General features: G+C 67.8%; 5 protein-coding genes. All 5 read right to left on the bottom strand.

Annotation, left to right across the window (positions count from 1 at the left end):
• Nucleotides 1-167: 167 nt before the first annotated feature.
• On the bottom strand, nt 168-1,004 hold the full coding sequence (locus V8Z80_RS15190; RefSeq protein WP_336062569.1) for a GNAT family N-acetyltransferase: 837 nt from the start codon (nt 1,002-1,004) through the stop codon (nt 168-170).
• A gap of 127 nt (nt 1,005-1,131) precedes the next feature.
• Nucleotides 1,132-2,475 carry a phosphoglucosamine mutase gene (gene glmM, locus V8Z80_RS15185; RefSeq protein ID WP_336062568.1) on the bottom strand — a complete coding sequence of 448 codons (1,344 nt, stop codon included), beginning with the start codon at nt 2,473-2,475 and terminating at the stop codon, nt 1,132-1,134.
• Complete coding sequence (gene folP / locus V8Z80_RS15180; protein ID WP_155194292.1) at nt 2,472-3,314, bottom strand: dihydropteroate synthase; 843 nt, start codon at nt 3,312-3,314, stop codon at nt 2,472-2,474. Before folP ends, glmM begins: the two co-directional genes overlap by 4 nt.
• A 24-nt stretch (nt 3,315-3,338) precedes the next feature.
• Nucleotides 3,339-5,231, bottom strand: coding sequence for an ATP-dependent zinc metalloprotease FtsH (gene ftsH / locus V8Z80_RS15175; protein WP_155194293.1), 1,893 nt, complete (start codon nt 5,229-5,231; stop codon nt 3,339-3,341).
• A gap of 128 nt (nt 5,232-5,359) precedes the next feature.
• Nucleotides 5,360-6,001 carry an RlmE family RNA methyltransferase gene (locus V8Z80_RS15170; protein WP_336062567.1) on the bottom strand — a complete coding sequence of 214 codons (642 nt, stop codon included), beginning with the start codon at nt 5,999-6,001 and terminating at the stop codon, nt 5,360-5,362.

The following is a 6,001-nucleotide window of genomic DNA, read 5'->3' as shown; positions in this document are numbered from 1 at the left end:
GATCTGCCGCGCCGCACGCGACAGCATGAGCCCGCCACCCCGACCGGCCACGCCGGCCGTCAAGCAAGCTGCCGTCAAACAAGCTGCCATCAACCAAGCCACCACCACCACGCACCGTGATAACACCAGGCAAAGGCACCCACCCCGGGCACCACACCCCAACCGCCTTACGCCACCTGCTGCCTTCTCCCCACCGCCGCCGCCGGCGCCAGCATCTCGTGCAGGCTGTCCAGCCCGAAGTGCTTGCGATAGCGCTCGTCCATCTCGTCCACCGAAAGCAGCATGGGGAAATCGGCGGTGTTGAAGTCGGGATCCCAGGCCGGCTCGCCACAGACCTTGGCGCCCAGTTTCAGATAGCCCTTGATGAGCGGCGGCACGCGGGCGGGCAGCTCGCTGTCGAGCTTTTCGACCGGATAGCGGTGCAGCGGGCGCACCAGATGCGCGGCCGGATCGCGCAGCGTGGGGGCCACCATGCGCCAGACTTCGGCGGCGGTCACGCCGTCGTCGCGCAGGCTGACGCTGGCGCAGCCCAGCACGTAGCGGTAGCCGCCGCGGCGCAGGATCTCGGCCAGGCCGGACCACAGCAGCATGATGACCGAACCGTTGCGGTAGTCCTCGTGGGTGCAGGAGCGGCCGAACTCGACCAGCTCGCCGCGCAGCGAGGCCAGGCCGCTCAGGTCGAACTCGGACTCGGAGTAGTAGCTGCCGGCCAGCCGGGCTTTTTCGGGGGTGAGCACGCGATAGGTGCCGACCACGCGCTGGCTGGGCTCTTCGCGCACCATCAGGTGCTCGCAGAAGGCGTCGTAGCGGTCGACGTCCATGCCCTCGCGGGCGCCCTCCAGGCGTGCGCCCAGCTCCTTGCTGAAGACCTTGTAGCGCAATTGCTGGATCTGCCGGAGCTCTTCGCCCGATCGGGCCAACCCCACCGTCAACCCGCCGTTGGCCGCCTGGGGCCAGGTTTTGACTGACTTGCTTTCGGCGGGACTGTGAACCAATTCGAGCATGGCGTGAAACTCCTTAGCTATCCCAGCAGTTTGGATATTAAATGTTTCACGTCATTGACGGTGTCATGACCGGACGATTAAGTTGCTGTCATGCAACGGCAGGGTTTTCCCCCTGGGGGACGGGTCCTTACGCCGTCAAGTCCACGCCGGCCAGCTGCTTGGCGCAGCGCTCGGCCAATTCGGCGTCCTCGGCCTCGACCATCAGGCGCAGCTTGGGCTCGGTGCCCGAAGCGCGGATCAGCACGCGGCCGCGGCCGGCCAGGGTTTTCTCGACCTCGGCGCGCGCCGCGTTCAGGCCCGCGTGCTCGGCCCAGTTCAGGCCGGGCTGCAGGGGCACGTTGATCATCTTTTGCGGATACATGCGCAGCTCGCCGAGCCAGTCGGCCAGGGCGATGCCGTGGCGGCGCAAGGCGGTCAGCACCTGCAGGGCGGCGATCACGCCGTCGCCCGTGGTGTGGCAATCCAGGCACAGCAGGTGGCCCGAGCTTTCGCCGCCGTACAGCCACTTGCGGCTTTGCAGCTGCTCGAGCACATAGCGGTCGCCCACCTGCGCGCGCTCGAAGGGCACCCCCAGGCGCTGCAGCTGGCGCTCCAGGCCGAAATTGGTCATCAGGGTGCCCACCACGCCTTCGACCTTGCCGCGCTCCAGGCGCTCGCGCACCACCGCGTACAGCAGTTCGTCGCCGTTGTAGATGCGGCCGGTGGCGTCGACCATCTGCAGCCGGTCGGCGTCGCCGTCCAGCGCGATGCCCAGGTCGGCGCCGCGCGCCCGGACTTCGGCCGCCAGGGCCTCCGGATAGAGCGCGCCGACGTTCTCGTTGATGTTAAAGCCGTCGGGCTGGCAGCCGATGGCGTGCACCTCGGCCCCCAGTTCGCGGAACACGTGGGGCGCCACGTGATAGGCCGCGCCGTGCGCGGCATCGACCACCAGCTTCAGGCCATTGAGGTCCAGCTCGTTGGGAAAGGTGCTCTTGCAGAATTCGATGTAGCGGCCGGCGGCGTCCTCGACGCGGCGGGCCCGGCCGAGCTTTTCGGAGGACACGCAGCCCAGCGGCTCTTCGAGCGCCTGCTCGATGGCCTCCTCGGTCTCGTCGGGCAGCTTCATGCCCTGGGCCGAGAAAAACTTGATACCGTTGTCCTGGTAGGGATTGTGCGAGGCGCTGATCACGATGCCGGCCACCAGGCGCAGCGCCCGGGTCAGGTAGGCCACGCCCGGCGTGGGCAGCGGGCCGGCCAGCAGCGTATCGATACCGGCGGCGGACAGGCCGGCCTCCAGCGCCGATTCGAGCATGTAGCCCGAGAGCCGGGTGTCCTTGCCGATGAGCACCCTGGGGCGGCCCCGGCTCGCGTGCTCGCGCGCCAGCACGCGGCCGGCGGCATAGCCCAGGCGCAGGGCGAACTCGGCATTGATGACCGGGCCGCCCACCTCGCCGCGGACGCCATCGGTACCAAAATACTTGCGTTGACTCATTGGGGAATGGCTCCTTGCTCGACGGCCTGCCAGACCCTCAGGGCATCGACGGTGGCGGCCACATCGTGCACCCGCACGATGGAGGCGCCGCGCGCCACGCAGGCCAGCGCCGCGGCAATGCTGCCGGGCAGGCGCTCGCCCACCGGCTTGCCCGTGGCATGGCCGATCATGGACTTGCGGGAAACCCCCACCAGCAGGGGGTAGCTGGAAACGCGCAGGCTCGAGAGCCGGCGCAGCAATTGAAAATTCTGGTCCGGCGTCTTGCCGAAGCCGAAGCCGGGATCGAGCACGATGCGGCGCGGATCGACCCAGGCCCCGCGCAGGCGCTGCGCGCGCGCGCCCAGGAACAGGCCGATCTCGCCCAGCAGGTCGTTATATTCCGGCGCAACCTGCATGGTGCGCGGCTCGCCCTTCATGTGCATGACGCACAGGCCGCAGCGCGTGCCGGCCACGGCCTCGATGGCGCCGGGCTCGCGAAAGCCGTAGACGTCGTTGATCATGTCGGCGCCGGCATCGAGCACGGCCTTCATGACCTGGGGCTTGGAGGTATCGACCGAGATCGGCGCGCCGCAATCGCGCAGGCCCTCGATGACAGGCAGCAGGCGCGCCAGCTCCTGGTCGGCAGGCACGGGCTCGGCGCCCGGGCGGGTGGACTCGCCGCCGATGTCCAGGATGTGCGCGCCCTCGCGCAGCAGCGCCTGCGCATGGGCGATGGCCGCGTCGGCCTCGGCCCACTGGCCGCCGTCCGAGAAGGAATCGGGCGTGACGTTGACGATGCCCATCACCAGCGGGCGCTCGAGGTCGAACTCGTAGCGCCCGCACAGGAAGGTGTTTGCCATGCCGGTGCGCAGCCGCCGGAAGGATCAGGCAGTGGCGGTGGCGTTGCCCGAACCGGGGGCCACGCCGCCAGCCGGCGGCGTGTCGGGGCTGTCGGCCGGGCCCTGGGGCGTCTTGGGCGGACGCGGGGGCTGGCCGTTCATGATGTCGTCGATCTGGTCCGCATCGATGGTTTCCCATTCGAGCAGCGCGCGGGTCATGGCCTCGACCTTGTCGCGGTTGTCTTCCAGGATCTTGCGGGCCACGGCGTACTGGCTGTCGATGATCCTGCGGATCTCGGCATCGACCTTCTGCATGGTGGCTTCGGACACGTTGGTGGTCTTGGTGACCGCCCGGCCCAGGAAGACCTCGCCTTCGTTCTCGGCATACACCATGGGGCCGAGCGAGTCGGTCATGCCGTAGCGCGTGACGATGTCGCGGGCGATGGCCGTGGCGCGCTCGAAGTCGTTCGAGGCCCCGGTGGTCATCTGGTTCATGAAGATCTCTTCGGCGATACGGCCGCCGAACAGCACCGCGATCATGCTCAGCAGGCGCTCCTTGTCCATGCTGTAGCGGTCGGCCTCGGGCAGCTGCATGGTCACGCCCAGCGCGCGGCCGCGCGGGATGATGGTGACCTTGTGCACCGGGTCGGTCTTGGGCAGGCAGCGCGCCACGATGGCATGGCCCGACTCGTGGTAGGCCGTGTTGCGGCGCTCTTCCTCGGGCATGACGATGGAGCGGCGCTCGGCGCCCATGATGATCTTGTCCTTGGCCTTCTCGAAGTCGGACATGTCCACCGTGCGGCCGTTGCGGCGCGCGGCGAACAGCGCGGCCTCGTTGACCAGGTTGGCCAGGTCGGCGCCCGAGAAGCCGGGCGTGCCGCGCGCCAGCACGGTGGCGTCGACGTTCTGCGCCACCGGCACCTTGCGCATGTGCACCTTGAGGATCTGCTCGCGGCCGCGGATGTCAGGCAGCGGCACCACGACCTGGCGGTCGAAGCGGCCCGGGCGCAGCAGCGCCGGGTCGAGCACGTCGGGGCGGTTGGTGGCCGCGATCACGATCACGCCCTGGCCCGATTCGAAACCGTCCATCTCGACCAACATCTGGTTCAGGGTCTGCTCGCGCTCGTCGTTGCCCCCGCCCAGGCCGGCGCCGCGCTGGCGGCCGACCGCGTCGATTTCATCGATGAAGATGATGCACGGGGCCTGCTTCTTGGCGTTCTCGAACATGTCGCGCACGCGGGCCGCGCCCACGCCGACGAACATCTCGACGAAGTCCGAGCCCGAGATGCTGAAGAACGGCACCTTGGCCTCGCCGGCGATGGCCTTGGCCAGCAGCGTCTTGCCGGTGCCGGGCGAGCCGACCATCAGCACGCCGCGCGGGATGCGCCCGCCCAGCTTCTGGAACTTGGTGGGGTCGCGCAGGAAGTCGACCAGCTCCTGCACGTCCTCCTTGGCCTCGTCGCAGCCGGCGACGTCGGCGAAGGTGATGGTGTTGGTGTTCTCGTCGAGCATGCGCGCGCGCGACTTGCCGAAGCTGAATGCGCCGCCGCGCCCGCCGCCCTGCATCTGGCGCATGAAGAAGATCCACACGCCAATCAACAGCAGCATGGGGAACCACGACACGAAGATGCTCATGAGCAGCGACGGCTCTTCGCGCGCCTTGCCCGAGACCTGCACGCCGGCCTTCAGCAGGTCGGACACCATCCACAGGTCGCCCGGCGAGGTCAGGCTGTAGGGCCGGCCCGCGTCGGGGGTCACGTAAAGGGTATCGCCCTGGATGTCGACCTTGCGGATGCGGCCGGCATTGGCGTCTTCCATGAACTGGGTATAGCTCACGCCGTCCTGGGACTGCGGACGGCCATCAAACTGCTTGAAAACCGTGAACAGAACCAGTGCGATCACCATCCAGACCGCGACTTTGGAAAATGAATTGTTCAAGGTCGATCTCCTGCTCTCGAATCCGACCGGACGGGCGCTCACGCACAGCGCGGCACCCTATTTAAGATGTCAATCCCGATTCTACTCTGTCGGGGCTTGGGCTGCTTTCGGGTGGGGGTTACGACACATTACATGGGATGTTTCAGGCCGCGGCCGACCAAAAAAGTTTCCGACGACCTGTCGCGCGAAGCCTTGGGCTTGCGTTCGACCACGCGGCGGAACTGCTGCTTGAACGACTCGACGATCTGCGAGAATCCGCTGCCGTGGAAGGCCTTGACGATCAGCGCCCCTTCCGGCTTGAGGTGCGCCTGCGCGAACTCCAGCGCCAGGTCGCAGACGTGCTGGATCCGCGCCGAATCGGCCGAGCTCACTCCCGATAGATTGGGGGCCATGTCCGACATTACAAGGTCCGCCTTGGCGCCGCCGAGCATGGCCTCGAGCTGGCGCAGCACCGCCTCCTCGCGAAAATCGCCCTGCAGGAATTCCACCCCGGCGATGGGCTCCATCGGCAGGATGTCCAGCGCCAGGATGCGCCCGTCCAGCACGCCGCCCGGCCCCGCCAGCCGCTCGCGGGCGACCTGCGACCAGCTGCCCGGGGTGGCGCCCAGGTCCACCACGATGTCGCCGCGGCGCAACAGCTTTTCCGTCTCGATGATCTCGGCCAGCTTGAAGGCCGCCCGGGCGCGATAGCCTTTCTGCTGGGCCAGCTTGACGTAGGGATCGTTGATGTGCTGCTGGATCCACTCTTTGGAAAATTTCTTCTTGGCCAT

This window comes from Orrella sp. JC864 (assembly GCF_037026685.1).
Lineage (GTDB): Bacteria > Pseudomonadota > Gammaproteobacteria > Burkholderiales > Burkholderiaceae_B > Orrella.
The sequence above is the reverse complement of the archived record's forward strand: the minus strand, read 5'-3'. Positions and strand labels throughout refer to the sequence as shown.